The sequence below is a fragment of the Bacillus cereus group sp. N11 genome, assembly GCF_016483605.1.
GTDB lineage: Bacteria > Bacillota > Bacilli > Bacillales > Bacillaceae_G > Bacillus_A > Bacillus_A toyonensis.
In genome coordinates this window covers 15,735-33,870 of sequence record NZ_JAEHBN010000002.1, presented here as the reverse complement: position 1 = coordinate 33,870, position 18,136 = coordinate 15,735, and the positions used below count along the sequence as shown (strand labels likewise).

The window sequence follows — 18,136 nt, the reverse complement described above, 5'->3', positions numbered from 1 at the left end:
TTATAACACTCCGCTTACTTGATAAGTCTGTTCCGTTTGTTTTTCAAACCAATGAATTTTCTCTCTAAAACGGACAACTTCTCCAATTACAATCATACTCGGATTTTGAATTTGTTCTTTTCTCGCAACATCTACAATTGTCCCTAACGTCCCGACAACTGTACGCTGCATAGACGTCGTTCCCCGTTCAATAATAGCAGCAGGTGTACCTTTATCTTTTCCATGCTTCATAAGTTGTTCGCATATGTAGGACAAATTACTAACTCCCATATATACTGCCAAGGTCTCTACACCTTTCGCTAAATTTTCCCACTTCACTTCCTCTTCAGCACCTTCTTTTCTATGCCCTGTCACAACCGCAAAACTCGCACTTGCATCACGATGCGTCACCGGAATACCGGCATAAGCAGGTGCAGCTATTCCAGCTGAAATACCAGGAACGATTTCAAATGGTACACCCTGCTTTGCTAACGCTTCAGCTTCTTCCCCCCCTCTACCAAATACAAATGGATCACCGCCCTTTAACCTCGTTACAACTTTTCCTTTTTTCGCATATTTAATAAGAAATGTGTTAATTGTCTCTTGCTTCATCGTGTGATAATTCGGGAGTTTCCCGCAATAAATTAAATCCGCTTCAGGCTTTGCATATGAAAGCAATTCTTTATTCACGAGACGGTCATATAAAATAACATCTGCCTTCTCAATACATTTCAATCCTTTAACAGTAATTAAATCCGGATCGCCAGGACCCGCTCCAACTATATACACCTTCCCCATCATCTCTCCTCATTTCTACTATTAAAATGAAACTTCCATCCTTATGCATGAATGGAAGTTAGTATACGTTCGTATTTCAATGTTATTTACTCATGAACAACAAATGCCGCACCTTTTCGAATCTTCTTTTTTTCAAATAAGGAGATTTCCTTTACTTCTGGCAACGGTAAAAAATGCTTTTCAAGCTCAATCTCCGCAAGCTTAAATGCCTGCTCTTCACTTTGAGCAACAACAACAATCGGAACGATATTATTCGCTAACACAGCTTCAAATCGATATAAATCCATATTGCCCCTCCTAAGACGCTATTACTTCTTCTAACACGTTATTTAAAGCTATTTGCAATGTATCTACACCAATACGTCCGACAAAATCATAAAATGTTTCGGCAGGTAACTTATTCTCTTTAAAATAACTTATAAATGATGCGAGTACATCCGGTAAATCCTCGCCATCTATTTTCCCTTTTAACTTTTGATTATAGGCACCGCCATCTAACAACGTTCCACCTACATATATTTCAAATGCTTCAACAATCCCTTTTTCCTTCGTTTTCATTTTTACCCCTTGTAATCCGATGTCAGCAATTTGACGTTGACCACATGAATTTGGGCATCCTACCATATGAATTCGAACTGGAACATCAAGTGCAATTTCTGTATCTAAGTATTCTGCAATTTTCCGTAATCTTTCTTTCGTTTCTACTAGAGCAAGATTGCAATATTCAATACCAGTACATGAAACCGCATGACCAATAAATGATTTCGGACTTGCAGATATCGCTTCAAACAACGGTTCACTTAATAAACCCGTTACATTTTCTGGTGGAACATTCGGAATGATGAAGTTTTGTGAGTTACACGTACGAATTTGTCCATTTCCATACTGCTTTGCAATTCTTGCAATCTCAAACATTTCTTTTGCATGTAAACGACCTACCGGCACATTAAAACCGACATATTTTAATCCATCTTGTTTTTGATCTTGAACACCATAAAAATAGCCTGCATTCCATCCTTTAAGTGCACTTTCTCCTTTACTTTGCAATGGTCCTGTATACTCTATTAGTTTCTCTTTAAATTTCTCTGCTCCCCAGTCTGCAACAAGAAATTTCAAACGAGCTAAATGACGTTTCTCGCGATATCCAAAATCACGGAATATAGTAGCAATCCCAATTGCTACCGCCTTCACTTCTTCTGGTAAAACGAACACATCTAATTCATCAGCTAAATATGGACGGGCTGATAATCCACCGCCTACTTTTATATGAAAACCAACTTTTTTCTCACCATCTATTTCTTTCGTAGCAGGTGTAAATGCAACACAGTTAATCTCTGCGTTTGCCGAGTTATAAACGTTAGAACTAATAGACATTTTAAATTTACGTGGTAAGTTAGAAAACTCTTCATTATGTTGGAAATAGTCATATACCTCCTTCACAATATGCGTTGTATCAAACAGTTCATTCGCATCAATCCCTGCAAGTGGATTACCTGTAATATTACGTGTTATATCACCACACGCCCCTGCTGAAGATAACCCAACTCTTGCTAATCTTTTAAAAATATCTGGCATTTGCTGAATTTCTAACCAGTGAAACTGAATCGCCTGTCTTGTCGTAATATCTATTACATCACGTCCATAATCCTCAGCGATAGAAGCAAGCACTTCCGCCTGCGCATTTGTAATAATCCCTGAAGGAATATTTACACGCATCATAAAATAGCCAGCTTCTTTCGGTCTTTGCAAATACAATCCTGCCCATTTAAATGCGTCCCACTCTTCTTTCGGAATAGATTCGAATCCATTTTCCGCATAGTAAGGAATATCATTAAAAATTTCCAAACCATCTTTTGCTAATTTATTTTTCTCAGTCTGATTTAATTTTTCATTATTAGCCCATACTTTTTCATAACTCATTTTTAAATCCCCCTATATAAAGTGAAACTTTAATCAACCCTCACCAATCGGGCATTTACAGCCTGCTCCAGCCGAATTTTGAGGTGGGCGTTTTACTTCCCAGCAAACAACGGGACAAAACTACGCTCTTGTAAGTACTTCACGATTTGTTCTGCACATTCTTCAATAGAATACTTGTGCGTTTCTACAATTAATTCCGCTCGATCTGGTTCCTCATACGGTGAATCAATACCTGTAAAATCTTTAATATCACCTTGTCTCGCTTTTTTGTATAACCCTTTTGGATCACGTTTTTCACACTCTTCAATTGGACATTTTACAAACACTTCTATAAACTCATCTGCCGCTAATAGATCCCTAACTTGTTTTCGATCTACTCGAAATGGTGAAATGAACGCTGTAAGAACAACAGTACCTTGATCTACAAATAGCTTCGCCACTTCGCCAATACGCCTTATATTCTCCATACGATCACTTTCAGAAAAACCTAAGTCTTTATTTAAACCATGGCGAATATTATCCCCATCTAACACATAATTTCCAATATTCTTTTCAAATAGTTTACGAGCAACCGCATTCGCTACTGTAGATTTACCCGAAGCTGATAAACCAGTAAACCAAATTACAAAACTATGATGCCCATTCTTCACTCTTCTCTCATTTTTCGAAACAGAAGCTGTGTGCCAAGTAATATTCGTATCCATCTCGTTCTCTCCCTATTCTGTTACTACTTCTTTTTTCAAACCTTTAATTAACACTTCCACTACTTCTTTACGACTAAATGTACTTGGCGGAATCTCACCATTTCTTAACATTTCTCTTACTTTTGTACCTGATAAAATGACACGGTCCTCTTTTCCATGCGGACACGTTTTCGTTGAAGCCATCGCTTCACATCTCGTACAGTAAAAGCTATGTTCAAAAAATAGCGGCGTAATCCCTAACTCTTCCACTGTAAAGTTCGTAAAGATTTCCTGCGCTTCGTATGTTCCGTAATAGTCTCCTACCCCAGCATGATCACGTCCTACAATAAAGTGGGTACACCCAAAATTCTTTCTTACCAATGCATGAAATATCGCTTCCCTTGGTCCTGCGTAGCGCATCGCTGCAGGAAATACACCTAAAAAGACACAATTTTTCGGATAATAGTTTTGAAGCAACACTTCGTAGCTTTCCATCCTTACATCAGCAGGAATATCATCTGACTTTGTTTCCCCAACGAGCGGATTTAAAAAGAGACCATCTACAATTTCAAGAGCAGATTTTTGAATATACTCATGGGCACGATGTACCGGATTTCTCGTTTGAAATCCAACTACTGTTTTCCAGCCACGTTTTTTAAATTCTTCTCTCGTTTCAATTGGGTCTAAATGATAAGAAGGAAATTGCTTATTTTCCAAGCGTTTTATAAGCGTAATAGCTCCTCCAACATAAACATCTGGTCGTTCATATAATTTTTTCACGCCTGGATGAGCCTCATCCGTCGTTTTATATACAAGTAAAGCTTCTTTTTCTTTATCAGGTGCAAAAATATCTTCTATTTGAATGACACCATATATATTTCTGTCATTAACAAGTTTTACTTCCTCTCCAGCTTTCAGTCCCTCTGCTACTTCTTCTGTTACTGACAATGTAATCGGTATACTCCATACGCTTCCATCTGCTAAACGAAGCGTTTCTACGACCGAATCATAGTCTTTTTTCCCTAAAAAACCAGTAAGCGGACTATATCCCCCTGTCGCTAGCAGTTCTAAATCACTTAATGCAATGTTGTCTAATTCAATTTCTTTTTCAATTTGTGATACGTCGTATGTCTCATCTACACGATTTATTAATTCGTTTCTTGTAGTCATTTTCTATATCCCCTCTTAGCTTTATTTCAAGATACATCTTATTGGTAATGAAGACCGCATTCGGTTTTCATTTTCCCGGTCCACCTACCATCTCTTGAATCACCACCGGCACCTACAGGTAACGTACACTTCTCACACCCGATACTTGGATATCCAATATCATGTAATGGGTTGTATGGCAAGTTATGTTTGTATACATATCGCCATACTTCTTTCCACGTCCAATGAATAAGCGGACAAACTTTAATAGATTGAAAACGATGATCTTGATTTATAAACTTTGTATGCTTACGCGTTTCTGATTGTTCCCTTCTTAAGCCCGATATCCACGCTTTTTCCTCTGTAAGTGATTTTTCTAACGGCAAAATCTTCCTAATCTTACAACAGAGATTCGGATTGCTTTCCCATAGTTTCTCACCGTGCAACTTCGCTTGTTCATCGAGTGTAAGTTCCGGCTGTTTTTCTATAATATTTAATGAAGGAAATCGTTCTCTTACTTTTTGAATTAATTCATACGTTTCTTGAAAATGAACATTTGTATCCAAAAATACAACTTTAGCAGATGGATTTACTTGGTTTATAAGATGCAGTAAAACCATGCCTTCCACTCCGAAGCTACACGCGTATACAATTTCATCTTTATATTCTTTATAAGCCCAACTTAATACGGATAGCGCGCCTTTCGTTTCATCTTCCTCTGAAAATGAAACACGATTTTCTTCCCACGTTTCATACGTCAACATGTTTTTTCCCCCTGTAAAAGCAAAAAGACGGTTTTAATCTATTAAAATAGATTAAAACCGCCTCTAGTTTTTCTAGTCAGCGCTTTTCACTTTAAACGTACTTTTTCACTTTTCTCTAATTGAATTACTTTTCCATCTTGCACCACAATTGTAATTGAACCATATTTCATATCAGCAAGCATCGCTTGAATTTTCTCAGATACTTCATCAAAATGTTCCCGTACGCTCACGCGAACAGCCCCCCCTTTTTATTCATAAAAAAAATCTTTCCCATTTCGAAAAGACTGTTCGGTAATATATTTTACCTTATCTTTCAAAATGGATTCCATTTTGCTGGATTTAGCACCTTGCTTTCTATAAGCAGGTTGCCGAGCTTCTTCGGGCCAGTTCCCTCCGCTTCTCTTGATAAGCTTTGTATTTGTATTTTATCACAATTCTGATTTTTTTCAATCCTAGTTTTCCGATATATTTTAATTATTTTATTTTATCCCGCTATTTGCGGGCAATCCCCCTCCACTGATTATAGTTTCACTTTATAAAAAAGGAATTGCCCATTCGAACAACTCCTTTTCCTTATTTAAACAAGCTCTTTAATACGTATGCGATCGTTCCCAATGATATTTTCGTACGTTTCACGTTCCACAACAATTTGCGATGTGCCACATTTCGCAAAGACGACGGCTGGTCTCCGAATTCGATTATAATTATTCGCCATCGAGTACCCATATGCTCCCGTACAAGAAATTGCTAGTAAATCAGAAGAAGCAACTTTCGGTAGATTAATATCCCAAATTAGCATATCTCCACTCTCACAGCATTTCCCAGCAATTGAAACGAGTTCCTCATTCTCATCATTTCCTCGATTCGCTAACATCGCTTCGTAACGAGCGCTATATAAAGCCGGTCTTAAGTTATCTGTCATTCCACCATCGACGGATACATATTTCCGGATGCCAGGAATTTCTTTCACAGATCCAACTGTATAAATTGTCGTTCCCGCATCACCTACAATACTACGACCTGGTTCAACCCATATTTCTGGCAATGGATATTCACATACTGTAAATTGTTCTCTCACTGCACTTGTTACAGCTCGCACATATGTCTCAAGAGTTAATGGTGTATCTGACTCTGTATAGCGTATTCCAAATCCTCCGCCTACATTTAATACTTTTACTACATAGTTCGTTTGCTCTCTCACCTCTTCCAAAAATTTACGAAGAACTTCAATCGCTCGAACAAAACCAGCCGTTTCAAATATTTGTGATCCGATATGTGAATGAATCCCTAACACATTATAATTTGATTTTTGTAAAGCAAGCCCAATTGCCTGCATCGCTTGACCATTTGAAACACCAAATCCAAATTTTGAATCCTCTTGGCCTGTCGTAATATATTCATGTGTGTGCGCCTCTACTCCAGGCGTTACACGAATTAATATGTTTACAAATTTCCCATGTTGCATTGCTAAATCGTGTAAAACTTCTAATTCCAAGAAATTATCTACTACAAAACAACCGATATTCGCCTGAAGAGCCATCACTATCTCTTCTTCTGTTTTATTGTTTCCATGAAAATGAATACGTGATGCTGGAAATCCTGCTTGGAGCGCAGTATATAATTCCCCACCCGAAACAACATCTAATGACATGTTCTCTTCACGAGCTACTCGGCACATCTCCATGCACAAGAACGCCTTGCTTGCATATGCTACTTGATAAGAGAAACCACTTTCTTTAAAAGCACGATGAAACGCACGACATTTCCCTCGAATAGACTCTTCATCGTATACATAAAGTGGTGTTCCGTATTGTTTTGCTAGCTGCGTCGTATCGCACCCTCCAATTTCTAAGTGTCCTTGCCCATTGATTCGGCTTGTGCCGTGTAAATACATTTGAATTCCTCCCTTATTTCCTCTAAAACTCATAACCCCAATCTTCTATTCATTGCAGCACGCTTTTAGATAGACAAAAAACGCGCGGAACAATGTTCACACGCGTTTCTTATTAGGAAAAATATATATTGAAAAAATAAACAAGTTGTTATCTTCTCAAAATAAGAAACCGCATCAACATCTCCAAATAGCTCTCCATAAAATAAATCTTATGACAGTACTACATTTATTCAATGCAGTCCCAATATATGAATAAGGTGGTTATTCTTATATTTCGGCAATAGTCCCTTTCAACCCATGGTCACAGATTCCACTAAATCTCCCATAGCTTACTCTTTCCTATCGCGGCCTCTACCTTTGAGAGTAGATGAGGTAAGTCTATTTAATTTTCAAACATCTAATTGTTGCTATTAACAATACCAAAGGATCATTTTATTTGTCAAACAATTTTTTATATTGTTTTTTTACAGTTTAATTTCGTATCATTTGGTAAGCGCTTTACTATTATCTTCGTTACTTCCCATTCGCCTTCTTCATTATTAAACGTAATAGTTACTTTTTCAAATGGTGGAACAATTTTCCCACCAATCTGTTCGTACTTCGTCACTTCAATAACCGTTTGAAATAAATATGTACCACTATACACTTTTTTTAAACTAATAATTTTAGGACATTGATAAGGTTTCAAACTCCCATATTGTTTTTCAATTGCTTTATTTATTTTTGGAAATAAAACAGAATAAAGTGCATCTTCCATAAGAGGTGCATCATACTGAGCTACTGATACAATCGGTGAAGCAAAGAGTATAAAAATACTGCACATTATAAGATAAAATAATTTTCGCATTATAACCTCCGCACCATTACGCGATACTTTCTATATTTAATGAATTACAATAATCGCGCATAGAAATTCTATTTTATTGTCTCCTACTTCTCTTTTTCTACTCAATTGTTGCAAAAAAAGCCCACAACCCTCTTTAATTTTCGTATAATGATACTCATAGTATAATAATCATAATAACAAAAGACTGTTCGTATATATAAAGTGAGACGCTAATGAAAACGGCTCGCAAGAACTGTCATGCTTTCTAGGAGAGGAGTATATTATGCTACAACATCTGTTTCCAAAATTACGATTTGCACTCGTTGCAGTCGTTTTATTATGGATTAAAACATATATTGTGTACAAGCTAGCGTTTGATATTAAAATTGATAACTTCTTTGAAGAATTTATGCTGTTTATTAATCCACTAGCTGCGTTACTTTTATTTTTCGGTTTAGCTTTATTTGCATCTAAGCATCGAAATCGAATTATAATTGGAATTAGTTTTATACTGTCATTTATTTTATTTGGAAATGCAATGTTTTATGGGTTTTATAACGATTTCGTTACCTTCCCGGTTTTATTCCAAACAAATAATATGGCTGATTTAGGGACGAGCATAAAAGAGCTCTTTACGTACAAAACATTACTTTTATTTGCAGATGCAATTATTTTAATGTTTATTTCACGTAAATTCCCATCATTTGGTGATAAAACACCACTTTCACGATCTGAGAAGAGAACTTTCTTTAGCGGTGTCACTGCGTTATTAGCACTACAAATTGTTGTTTCAGTTATTTATAAGCCACAAATGTTCTCACGCTCATTTGACCGTCAAACTGTCGTGAAAAATTTAGGGTTATACACATATCATCTATTTGATATTACGCTTCAATCTAAGTCTTCGGCTGAACGTGTATTCGCAAGTGGCGACGGATTCTCTGAAATTAAAAACTATACAGATGCAAAAGATAAGCAAGTTGATAAAAACTTATTTGGAGCTGCAAAAGGTAAAAATGTAATTTTAATTTCAATGGAATCTACACAAAGTTTTGTTATTAATAAAAAAATAAATGGAAAAGAAATTACTCCATTTTTAAATGAATTTATTAAAGATAGTTTTTATTTCGATAACTTCTATCATCAAACGGGACAAGGTAAAACTTCTGATGCTGAATTTATCGTTGAAAATTCACTTTATCCGTTAGACCGTGGTTCTGTATTCTTTACTCATGCAACAAATGAGTATACTGCCACACCAGAACAATTAAAGAAATACGGATATTCTTCTGCTGTGTTCCATTCAAACGATAAAACGTTTTGGAATCGTGACGTAATGTATCCTGCGCTTGGTTATGACCGTTACTTTAATTTAAATGATTACGTAGGTACGGAACAAATGTCTGTTGGTTGGGGATTAAAAGATAAAGAGTTCTTTGAACAATCTATTCCAAAGTTAAAATCTTTACCGCAACCGTTCTATACAAAATTTATCACTTTAACAAACCATTTTCCATTTCTTCTAAATCCAGAAGATCAATATGTTGATGAGTTTAATTCGGACAGTGGTGTTTTAAACCGTTACTTTCCAACTGTTCGTTACACGGATGAAGCTCTTAAATTATTTATTAAACAGTTAAAAGATGAAGGACTGTATGATAATTCAGTTATTGTCATTTATGGTGATCATTACGGTATTTCTGAAAACCATAACGCAGCTATGGCCCAGTTCCTTGGGAAAGACGCTATTACACCGTTTGATTCTATGCAATTACAACGCGTCCCTCTCATTATTCATGTGCCAGGTCAAGAAGGAAAAACGATTTCTAAAGTATCCGGTCAACTTGATATTAAACCAACGCTCCTTCATTTACTTGGGATTAAAACAAATCAATCCGTTGAATTTGGAACGGACTTATTTATTAAAGAAAAAGATCCACTTATGGTAATGCGTGATGGTAGTTTTGTTTCGGAAGATTATGTTTATACAAAAAACATGTGCTATAAACGAAATACAGGTGAAGAAGCTGCTATATCACTATGTCAGCCGTATATTGAAAAAGCAAAAACAGAATTAAAATTATCCGATAAACTCATTTATGGAGATTTATTACGTTTCGATCCTAACAATCGATATAAAACCGGAACGATGACAACAAAATTTGAATAGTGCAAGAAGCAACTTTATAAAAGTTGCTTCTTTTTCTACTTATTTTCCAAATCATTCTCCCATGAAATCTTTCACAAATTGGTAATTTCTTTCGTATGAGGAAGAAATTTATGGTATGATAAAATAAGTAAACTTTCATACACTAATTAAGAATTTATTACAGAAAGCAAGGGATCAGATTTTGTATAGAGCAGCTATTCCAAACTTATTTACGCTCGGAAATTTATATAGCGGATTTTTATCAATCGGCTATGCATCTTTAGGATATTATAAATCAGCTGCTATTTTAGTACTTATCGGGATGATGTTAGATAGTCTTGATGGTCGTGTTGCTCGTTTATTACGCGTTGATTCACAAATGGGAAAAGAGCTTGATTCACTCGCAGATGTCGTAACATTTGGTGCAGCACCAGCTGTTTTAATGTATTACACATCTTTCTCAAACTACGGAATCATCGGATTATACATAGCGGGATTATTCCCTCTTTTCGGAGCATATCGTTTAGCACGATTTAATGTAACACCATCTTCTACTTCAATGAAATATTTCACTGGAGTACCGATTACAGCAGCGGGAGGGCTTGTTGCTTTCTTAACATTATTTTCACATACCATTCCCAAAATCGTTCTTATTACAGTCTTTGTAACGTTCGCATTTTTAATGGTGAGTCGTATTCGTATCCCAAGTTTAAAAGATGTACCAATTCCAAGATATAGCATCATTATTACATTATTTTTAGTTGGAATCATTATCACAATGTATCAAACAGGGATCGGTAATTTTTCTGTTTTCTTATTCATTGCTATTCCACTATATATTTTGTATATGCTATCTCAATTTATTAGACAAAGACCGTCTAAAAAAGCGAATAAAGAAAAATAAGAAAAACAAAAACCTTCCGTATTCGGAAGGTTTCTTTTTATCCCGCTATTTGCGGACAACCTGATTAATCAGGAGGCCTTACAAATGAAAGTCTCACTTTATTTTGTAACTAATACTTTTGGATTTACAGGTGTTACAGGGGCTTCACCGTTTAATACAGCTAAAATATTTCTTACTGCCATTTCAGCCATCGCATCACGAGTTTCGAATGTTGCATTCCCTACGTGAGGAGCAAGCACCACATTCTTTAATCCTTTTAGTTCTTCCGTAATTTTCGGTTCAAATTCAAATACGTCAAGAGCCGCTCCTTCAATTCCTTCCGTTTTTAATGCATAAGCAAGTGCTAATTCATTCATAATTGGTCCACGCGAAGCATTTATAATATATGCTGTCTTCTTCATCATTTTAAACTGTTCTTCATCGATCATATGATGTAATTTTGGATTATAGGCACAGTTAATTGTAATAAAATCTGCCGTTTGTAACAGCTCTTCTAATGTTACATATGTCGCTTCTAGTTCAACTTCAGCTTCAAGCTTACGATTCGGTCCTGTATATAAAACGTTCATTCCAAATGCTTTCGCACGCTTTGCAACTGCCTTCCCGATTTCGCCAAGACCGATAACTCCAATTGTCTTACCGTGTACTTCGCGGCCCAAGAAAAATAATGGCGCCCATCCGTTAAATCCAGTTGTACGACATAACGTATCTCCTTCAGGAATTCTACGTGCTGCTGCTAAAAGAAGTGCAAATGTTAATTCTGCTGTCGCTTCAGTTGATACTTTCGGTGTATTCGTTACCGTAATCCCTTTTTCTCCTGCATGCAAGTAATCAATATTATCGTAGCCAGCACCATAGTTTGCAACAATCTTTAAATTAGGTGCCGCATCTATAACTTCTTTCGTCACCTTTGTAGAAAGTAAGCTTAACAATGCATCTTTATCTTTTACACGCTCTGTTAATTCATCTAAAGAAATTAACTCTTCTTTATCATACATTTCTACATCATGATCTTTTAATAGTTCTAATCCGATTTCTGGAATTTTCCCTGCTACTAATATTTTTGCCACTACTAACACCTCTTCTATAGAAAATAAGATATCTCTTATATTTCATTGTAAGAAATCCACTTATAAAAACCAAGGAATTTGATTATAGTTTTGAAAATCGACACTTTTCCATGAAAAAAGAGGAGATGCAACTCCCCCCTCTTCTTACGCTTTTTCCTGCGATTCTTTTCCGAGCTTTACATCAATTGTTCCTTCTGCAACTGTATCGCTAATTTGCTCCTCAATAACTGATTGAGATGCAGCATTCGTTTCAGAAGTATAAGCTTGTTGCTGTGCACCTTGTACATTTTGTTTATTTTGTTGTTTCGCCATTTCTTACCCTCCTTTTTTTCTTTCTTATTTTGAACAAAAAGGAAGGTTTTCATCAAAAAATCGTGGGTCATTTTATAATTGTTACTTCTTCTTCAAGTAGTCTCATTACTCTTGCTCGTTTCGTAAATGTTGCGATATGAGTAATACCATGATTTCGTAATGTTTGCACATTTTCTTTTACGTATTTCCCTAAATCATTCGGATAATGAGCATCTGAAGAAATAGTAATGGGAACACCATGTTTAGCTAACACTTGTAAATACAGTGGACTCGGGCACATTTCCCGTACAGGATAACGATAGTACAATCCCGCATTTATTTCTGTTGCGGTATTAGTTTCTACTAATGCACGGGCTATTTTCTTATAATAAGAAAGCTGTTCATTCTCATCCAACCTGTAATTAAATACTTTTATGTTATCAAGGTGGGCTATAATATCAAATAATTCGGAACGAACTGCACTCTCAACTGTTTTGAAAAACGTATCATATAGTATATGTAAATCATGCTCCTCAAAATATTCTTTCGTATCTGGATTATCAAACCCCCAGCCGTTTAAAAAATGAACAGACCCAATTACATAATCAAAGTCTCCTAGTGCTAACAATTCTTTTAGCTCTTCTTCACAGCCAATAAAATAATCCGCTTCAATTCCAAGTTTAAGTGTAACGCCTCTTTTACTCCATCGTTCTTTCGCCTCTTCAATCGACTTTGTAAAATCGTATAGTGAAACTACTCTTACTTGGTCTAACCATTCCTTCTGTAAACGCCCAAGCTTCGAATCACTAATATTCACATATTTTTCATAATATACTTTCGACTCATGAAAGCGGTATAAATGATCCACAATCCCAACTTCTTTTATACCTTTTCGCAATGCCTCTTCTAAATATAAATCAATCCATTTCGCTGTAAATGGTCCTTCCTTCACACGTCTTTGCAGTCGTTCTTGCGTCTTCATAAGCCATTCGATAGAATGGCTTTCTTCTTGAAGCGGCTCATAATATTGTAGCGTTTCATTTATTTTGGCAAGCCAACCTATTGAATAAGGCCCTTCTTCTAAATGAAGATGATAATCCACTTTCATACATATTCCCCCTTATAACGTATCTATTTCTTTTCGTTCTCCTACTCTCGAAAGCTTTCCATTTCTTTCTTTCACTTCTTCCATAACATCTTCTAGTGAAATGTTTTTTTCGGCTAATAGAACAAAACAGTGATAAAACACATCAACCATTTCTTTTACTAGTTCTTTTTTATCATTATTTTTAGAAGCAATGATCACTTCAGAGCACTCTTCCCCAATTTTCTTTAAAATTTTATCTTCTCCTTTTGAAAATAAATAATTTGTATATGATTCTGGCAATGGATTTTCCTTTCGGTCTTCAATTGTTTCAAATAATAATTTAAGGACATCTTCCATCTTCATCCCCCTATATAACTTTATAATGAAAACATGTTTTCTCTCCCGTATGACAAGCAGGTCCTACTTGCTTTACAACAACTACAATTGAATCTTGATCACAATCTAAATAAAGTGATTGAACATACTGCATATTGCCCGATGTTTCTCCTTTATTCCATAACGATTGTCTTGAGCGAGAATAAAACCACGTCCTTTTTGTTTCTAACGTCTTTTCATACGCTTCTTCATTCATGTAAGCGAGCATTAAAACTTCTTTTGTATCTTCCTCTATCACCACTGCTGGTAATAACCCTTTTGAGAAGTTAGGCTTCATAGTCGCACCTCAACGTTTGCTTCTCTTAATTTTCTCTTTACATCCTGCACAGTCTCTTCACCATAATGAAAGATTGATGCTGCTAGCGCTGCGTCGACTGTTGTCTTTTTAAATACCTCTATAATGTGATCCGCATGACCACATCCTCCTGATGCAATTACCGGGACGGAAACGCTACTTGAAATTGCTTCTGTTAACTGAAGATCGTATCCATCCTTCGTTCCATCTGCATCCATACTCGTTAGCAAAATTTCTCCTGCCCCTAATTGTACGGCGTGCTTCGCCCATTCGATTGCATCCATTCCTGTATCAACCCTCCCGCCATTTACGTATACATTCCATTTACCTTCTGCTACTTTTCTAGCATCGATTGCTACAACAATACATTGCGAGCCAAAATGTTCTGCACCTTCCTGAATTAGTTTTGGATTCCGTACTGCTGCTGAATTAATTGAAATTTTATCCGCACCGGCTCGTAGCAGATTGTATATATCTTGAACATTAGAAATCCCCCCACCTACTGTAAGAGGAATAAATATTTTTGAGGCAGTTTTTTCTACAACATCTATCATCGTTTTTCGCCCTTCATGTGTCGCAGTAATATCTAAAAATACAATTTCATCTGCTCCCGCACTATTATATAAAGCCGCTATTTCAACAGGATTGCCGACATCTTGTAATCCTATAAAATTTACACCCTTTACGACTCGCCCTTCTTTCACATCTAGACATGGAATAATTCGTTTCGCTAACATAGCTTTGTTACCTCTAGCACTTCTTCTAAATCAATTGTATTCTCGTAAAGAGCCTTACCAATGATAACACCATGTATATTCATATCATTTAACCTTTTCACATCTTGAATAGACGCCACTCCTCCAGAGGCAATGAGACGAATACCCACACTTTTTTGCAGTAACCCTAATTGCTCAAAATTTGGTCCTGCAAGTGTCCCATCTCTCGAGATGTCTGTAAATACAATCGTTTGAACACCTACACTCTCCATTTGCTTCGCTAAATGAATATAAGAAATTTCAGACACATCAAGCCAACCTCTCGTTGCTACGAAACCATTTTTCGCATCAATTCCAACAATTATTTTCTCTTTATATAGCCGAACTGCTTCCTCTAAAAATGACTTATCATAAAGAGCAGCTGTTCCTAAAATGACTTTTTTTACACCTGCTAACAATAACTTTTCCACTGCTACAAGCGATCGAATCCCTCCTCCAACTTGCACAGGAATACGTACCGCCCTGCATATTCTTTCAATGATAAACAAATTTAAAGACTCTCCAGCAATTGCACCGTCTAAATCAACAATGTGTAATATTTTCGCTCCAAGCTTTTCAAATATGATCGCTTGCGCAACCGGATCTTCATTCATAACCGTTTCTTTACTAAACTCTCCTTGATAAAGTCTGACACATCGCCCTTCTTTTAAATCGATAGCTGGGAAAATTTCCATGCTTCTACCACCCCTTTAAAATTCTTTAAAATTTGTATTCCGACTTCCCCACTTTTTTCAGGGTGAAACTGCGCTCCAAATACATTTCCTTTCGCTACAAAACCAGGTACTTGCACCCCATACTCGCTTGCCCCATACACAATTCCCTTTGGACAATCTGCATAATAAGAGTGGACATAATATACGAAAGAACCGTCTTCTATTCCATTCCAAAGTGGTATTTCTCCTTCTTTCTTCAATTCATTCCATCCCATATGTGGAATTTTATAAGGCACTTTTAATTTCCGAATAACACCTGGCAATAAACTTAATCCGCTACAGTCTTTTAATTCCTCACTTTTTTCAAATAAAAGTTGCATACCTAAACATATACCAAGGAACGGTTTCCCTAAATTTCCAACCTCTTTTAGCACAAATACTAATTTTTTTTCTTCTAGAACGTCCATCGCTTTCGGAAATGCCCCTACTCCTGGTAAAATAACGCCATCACTTCTCAATATTTCCTCTCTATCATCCGTTACGATATACTCTGCTCCAATATATTTTAATGCCTGTTCCACACTACGAATATTTCCCATCCCATAATCTACAATAGCAATCAATTACAACATCCCCTTCGTTGAATTTACACCAGTAATGTTGTCATTTTTTTCGACTGCCTCTCTAAGCGCTCGACCAAATGCCTTAAATAAAGCTTCAATTTTGTGATGTGTATTACTCCCGTATAAAATACGAGCGTGTAACGTAATATTTGCTGCATGAGCAACTGCTCTAAAAAACTCTTCCGTTAATTCTGTGTCAAAATCGCCTAATTTCGGATTTGTTAACTCGCCTTGAAACACACTATAGGAACGTCCACTTATATCAATTGCGACAAAACCTAAAGATTCATCCATCGGTACATATGCGGAACCGTACCTATTAATACTCTCTTTATTTTGCAATGCTTCTTTCAAGCAATTTCCGAGTACAATTCCAACATCTTCAACCGTGTGATGTGCATCGACAAACACGTCACCTTCAGCTTCAATTTGTAAACCAAATCGTCCATGCCTTGCAAATAAAGTTAGCATATGATCAAAAAAACCTACTCCTGTTTGAATAGAAACATTCGCACTTTCATCAAGCTGCAAACTTAATTTAATTTTTGTTTCTGTCGTTTCACGTACTTGACTCGACTGTCGCATTATTCTTCCTCCTCAAATCTCATTTGGACTGCTCTTGCGTGTGCATATAAACCTTCTTTATTTGCCAGTTCTACAATATGATGTTGTACATTTTTTAACGCTTCCTCTGTATAAGAAAGAAAGCTTGATTTTTTTACGAAATCATCGACTGATAATGGGGAGAAGAATCTTGCTGTTCCACTTGTCGGTAAAACGTGATTCGGTCCTGCCAAATAATCGCCGAGCGGCTCTGGTGCATATGGCCCAAGGAAAATAGAGCCTGCATGTTTCACATAAGCTAGAGCATTCATTGGCTCTTTTATATGTAACTCTAAATGTTCTGGAGCAATTTCATTTGATAACTTTAGTGCCTCATCTAAAGAAGAAACGATAAAAATGGCTCCATTTCTTTTGATTGATTCACGAGCGATTTCACTTCTTGGTAATGTTTCTAACTGTCTTTCTATCTCTCTTCCTACTTCTTTAGCTAGTTCTATATTCGTTGTAATACAAATCGCTGTTGCCCTCTCGTCATGTTCTGCTTGCGATAATAAATCAGCAGCGATATATTTGGCATTGCCTGTTTCATCAGCGATAACTACAATTTCTGATGGCCCAGCAATCATATCGATATTTACTATTCCGTATACTTCTCGCTTCGCTAAAGTGACGTACAAATTTCCCGGTCCAACTATTTTATCCACTTTCGGAATCGATTCCGTCCCATACGCTAAAGCAGCGATTGCCTGGGCACCACCAGCCATATAAACTTCATCTACACCTGCAAGACCTGCGGCAGTTAATATATGCGGGTCAATTCCTCCTTGCCTTGGCGGTGTTACCATTACAATTTTTTTCACACCTGCCAGTTTGGCTGGCAATACATTCATTAATACTGAAGAGGGATACGATGCCTTCCCGCCTGGCACATATACACCTACATTTTCTAACGGTCTAATGAGCTGCCCTCTAATTATCCCATCACTTTCGCAATCAAACATAGATTGCCTCTTTTGCTTTTCATGATATGAGATAATGTTTTTCTTCGCCTCTTGTAGCGCCTCTAAAAAAGAAAGTTCTACAAACGCACTTGCTTGTTTTATTTCTTCTTCACTTACACGAAAATTTTTAACATCCGCACCATCAAGCTTTTTTGTATAGAAAGATAAAGCCTCATCTTTACTTTCTCTTACGTTTTGAACGATTTCCCTTACACTTCTTTGAACAGTTTCTTCTATTATATTAGCGTTTTCTCGCAACACTTTTATTTTGGATAATGCCTCCTTGAAGTCTTCATAAATGATCTCCATTGTAA

Annotated in this window: 21 protein-coding genes and 2 riboswitches; of the genes, 2 read left to right on the top strand and 19 right to left on the bottom strand. The window is 36.5% G+C overall.

Annotated features, from left to right (window positions below; all coding sequences use genetic code 11):
- The 9 genes from cobA to JDS98_RS03925 form a co-directional block, all read right to left on the bottom strand.
- Complete coding sequence (gene cobA, locus JDS98_RS03965) at nucleotides 1-777, bottom strand: uroporphyrinogen-III C-methyltransferase (protein ID WP_097959615.1); 777 nt, start codon at nucleotides 775-777, stop codon at nucleotides 1-3.
- Between the two features lie 86 nt (nucleotides 778-863).
- Nucleotides 864-1,064 (bottom strand): DUF3906 family protein, encoded by a 201-nt coding sequence (locus JDS98_RS03960; RefSeq protein WP_000366906.1) that lies wholly within the window; start codon nucleotides 1,062-1,064, stop codon nucleotides 864-866.
- 10 nt (nucleotides 1,065-1,074) lie between these two features.
- A complete protein-coding gene (locus tag JDS98_RS03955; protein WP_000119600.1) occupies nucleotides 1,075-2,697 on the bottom strand; it encodes a nitrite/sulfite reductase in 1,623 nt (540 codons plus the stop codon).
- A gap of 92 nt (nucleotides 2,698-2,789) precedes the next feature.
- Nucleotides 2,790-3,401: an adenylyl-sulfate kinase gene (gene cysC, locus JDS98_RS03950; protein WP_000380522.1), complete on the bottom strand. Its 612-nt coding sequence runs from the start codon at nucleotides 3,399-3,401 to the stop codon at nucleotides 2,790-2,792.
- Between the two features lie 12 nt (nucleotides 3,402-3,413).
- The gene (gene sat / locus JDS98_RS03945; protein WP_199633580.1) at nucleotides 3,414-4,550 is read right to left on the bottom strand and encodes a sulfate adenylyltransferase; all 1,137 of its coding nucleotides are present in this window, start codon (nucleotides 4,548-4,550) and stop codon (nucleotides 3,414-3,416) included.
- A gap of 38 nt (nucleotides 4,551-4,588) precedes the next feature.
- Nucleotides 4,589-5,293 carry a phosphoadenylyl-sulfate reductase gene (locus tag JDS98_RS03940; RefSeq protein WP_000959007.1) on the bottom strand — a complete coding sequence of 235 codons (705 nt, stop codon included), beginning with the start codon at nucleotides 5,291-5,293 and terminating at the stop codon, nucleotides 4,589-4,591.
- Nucleotides 5,294-5,379: 86 nt separating this feature from the next.
- Entirely contained in the window at nucleotides 5,380-5,523 is a 144-nt protein-coding gene (locus JDS98_RS03935) for a YezD family protein (protein WP_000116159.1), read from the bottom strand.
- Between the two features lie 73 nt (nucleotides 5,524-5,596).
- A riboswitch (SAM riboswitch) is annotated at nucleotides 5,597-5,705 on the bottom strand.
- Nucleotides 5,706-5,870: 165 nt separating this feature from the next.
- The gene (gene lysA, locus JDS98_RS03930; protein WP_098138227.1) at nucleotides 5,871-7,187 is read right to left on the bottom strand and encodes a diaminopimelate decarboxylase; all 1,317 of its coding nucleotides are present in this window, start codon (nucleotides 7,185-7,187) and stop codon (nucleotides 5,871-5,873) included.
- A 180-nt stretch (nucleotides 7,188-7,367) separates the two neighbouring features.
- Nucleotides 7,368-7,549: riboswitch (Lysine riboswitch) on the bottom strand.
- 89 nt (nucleotides 7,550-7,638) lie between these two features.
- Nucleotides 7,639-8,034 carry a DUF3888 domain-containing protein gene (locus tag JDS98_RS03925; RefSeq protein ID WP_098710932.1) on the bottom strand — a complete coding sequence of 132 codons (396 nt, stop codon included), beginning with the start codon at nucleotides 8,032-8,034 and terminating at the stop codon, nucleotides 7,639-7,641.
- A 262-nt stretch (nucleotides 8,035-8,296) separates the two neighbouring features.
- On the opposite strand from JDS98_RS03925, the gene JDS98_RS03920 reads away from it, so the two are divergent.
- Both JDS98_RS03920 and pssA read left to right on the top strand, forming a co-directional pair.
- Nucleotides 8,297-10,183, top strand: a complete 1,887-nt coding sequence (locus JDS98_RS03920) for an LTA synthase family protein (protein ID WP_000939071.1) — start codon at nucleotides 8,297-8,299, stop codon at nucleotides 10,181-10,183.
- 181 nt (nucleotides 10,184-10,364) lie between these two features.
- Nucleotides 10,365-11,066 (top strand): CDP-diacylglycerol--serine O-phosphatidyltransferase, encoded by a 702-nt coding sequence (pssA, locus tag JDS98_RS03915; protein WP_000285424.1) that lies wholly within the window; start codon nucleotides 10,365-10,367, stop codon nucleotides 11,064-11,066.
- Between the two features lie 98 nt (nucleotides 11,067-11,164).
- On the opposite strand, the gene JDS98_RS03910 is transcribed toward pssA, so the two are convergent.
- The 10 genes from JDS98_RS03910 to hisD all read right to left on the bottom strand — a co-directional run bounded on the left by JDS98_RS03910 (nucleotide 11,165) and on the right by hisD (nucleotide 18,131).
- Nucleotides 11,165-12,136, bottom strand: coding sequence for a 2-hydroxyacid dehydrogenase family protein (locus JDS98_RS03910; RefSeq protein WP_098710933.1), 972 nt, complete (start codon nucleotides 12,134-12,136; stop codon nucleotides 11,165-11,167).
- A 144-nt stretch (nucleotides 12,137-12,280) separates the two neighbouring features.
- Nucleotides 12,281-12,448 carry a YozQ family protein gene (locus JDS98_RS03905; protein WP_001118878.1) on the bottom strand — a complete coding sequence of 56 codons (168 nt, stop codon included), beginning with the start codon at nucleotides 12,446-12,448 and terminating at the stop codon, nucleotides 12,281-12,283.
- Nucleotides 12,449-12,515: 67 nt separating this feature from the next.
- Complete coding sequence (locus JDS98_RS03900) at nucleotides 12,516-13,535, bottom strand: histidinol phosphate phosphatase domain-containing protein (protein WP_097954460.1); 1,020 nt, start codon at nucleotides 13,533-13,535, stop codon at nucleotides 12,516-12,518.
- Between the two features lie 12 nt (nucleotides 13,536-13,547).
- Nucleotides 13,548-13,871 carry a phosphoribosyl-ATP diphosphatase gene (hisE, locus tag JDS98_RS03895; protein ID WP_000390406.1) on the bottom strand — a complete coding sequence of 108 codons (324 nt, stop codon included), beginning with the start codon at nucleotides 13,869-13,871 and terminating at the stop codon, nucleotides 13,548-13,550.
- A 10-nt stretch (nucleotides 13,872-13,881) separates the two neighbouring features.
- Nucleotides 13,882-14,187, bottom strand: a complete 306-nt coding sequence (gene hisI / locus JDS98_RS03890) for a phosphoribosyl-AMP cyclohydrolase (protein WP_000803970.1) — start codon at nucleotides 14,185-14,187, stop codon at nucleotides 13,882-13,884.
- Nucleotides 14,184-14,942, bottom strand: a complete 759-nt coding sequence (gene hisF / locus JDS98_RS03885; RefSeq protein ID WP_098138231.1) for an imidazole glycerol phosphate synthase subunit HisF — start codon at nucleotides 14,940-14,942, stop codon at nucleotides 14,184-14,186. The genes hisI and hisF overlap by 4 nt, the downstream gene beginning before the upstream one ends.
- Nucleotides 14,936-15,655: a 1-(5-phosphoribosyl)-5-[(5-phosphoribosylamino)methylideneamino]imidazole-4-carboxamide isomerase gene (hisA, locus tag JDS98_RS03880; protein WP_000402303.1), complete on the bottom strand. Its 720-nt coding sequence runs from the start codon at nucleotides 15,653-15,655 to the stop codon at nucleotides 14,936-14,938. Before hisA ends, hisF begins: the two co-directional genes overlap by 7 nt.
- Complete coding sequence (gene hisH, locus JDS98_RS03875) at nucleotides 15,628-16,257, bottom strand: imidazole glycerol phosphate synthase subunit HisH (RefSeq protein ID WP_000560641.1); 630 nt, start codon at nucleotides 16,255-16,257, stop codon at nucleotides 15,628-15,630. The genes hisA and hisH overlap by 28 nt, the downstream gene beginning before the upstream one ends.
- Entirely contained in the window at nucleotides 16,258-16,842 is a 585-nt protein-coding gene (gene hisB, locus JDS98_RS03870) for an imidazoleglycerol-phosphate dehydratase HisB (RefSeq protein ID WP_097959609.1), read from the bottom strand.
- On the bottom strand, nucleotides 16,842-18,131 hold the full coding sequence (gene hisD, locus JDS98_RS03865) for a histidinol dehydrogenase (protein ID WP_098710934.1): 1,290 nt from the start codon (nucleotides 18,129-18,131) through the stop codon (nucleotides 16,842-16,844). The genes hisB and hisD overlap by 1 nt, the downstream gene beginning before the upstream one ends.
- Nucleotides 18,132-18,136: the final 5 nt, after the last annotated feature.